At 63.1% G+C, this 563-nt stretch carries 2 pseudogenes; both read right to left on the minus strand.

Annotated features, from left to right (window positions below):
- Positions 1–398 (minus strand): annotated as a pseudogene (locus tag EOC06_RS38370) (hypothetical protein); the annotation flags it as partial.
- Positions 399–441: 43 nt separating this feature from the next.
- Positions 442–563, minus strand: a pseudogene (locus EOC06_RS38375) (aminopeptidase P family protein); the annotation flags it as partial.

Genomic DNA, 563 nt, shown 5'->3' on the forward strand with positions numbered 1-563 from the left:
ACATAGATGACGGTGGTGTCGGCGCCTTCCGACATCGTCGAGAAATAGCCCTTCAGCACATGTGTCACGGTCTGGTCGGCGCTGCCGGCGAGCGTGATACCGCGCTGCCTGGCGCGGGTCTGCAACTCCGCCGTCAGAGGTGTCGCGGCTTCCACCGAAGCGCCGACGATCGGCGCGATCTGCAGGCGGGTCTTCGACAGGATGGCAGCGCTTTGGGCTGATGTGACCGGTGCGGCGGTGGTTGCGGGAGCGCCCGCCGTGCTGGTGGCGGGCAGCGTCTGGGTCGACGTCGCCGGCGGAGTGATCGCCGACGGTTCGAGCACGTCCTTTGCGTTGGTGCAGGCGGCAAGAGCCAATGCCACAAGCAATGACACGGTCGTCACATGCGATCGTCTCATTTGCCTTCTAACTCCTTGGCGAAGAACGCCTCCCATTGTGGATTCACTGTACGATCAAGTCGAGATCATGGCGGGACAGCGGCTTGGGCTGGGATTCGGTGGTCAGGTAGGTGCGGCCAAGCGTCATCGCCGTCTCGGTATCGGAGTCCATGATGATCATATGGG

Source organism: Mesorhizobium sp. M7A.F.Ca.MR.362.00.0.0 (assembly GCF_004023175.1).
GTDB lineage: Bacteria > Pseudomonadota > Alphaproteobacteria > Rhizobiales > Rhizobiaceae > Mesorhizobium.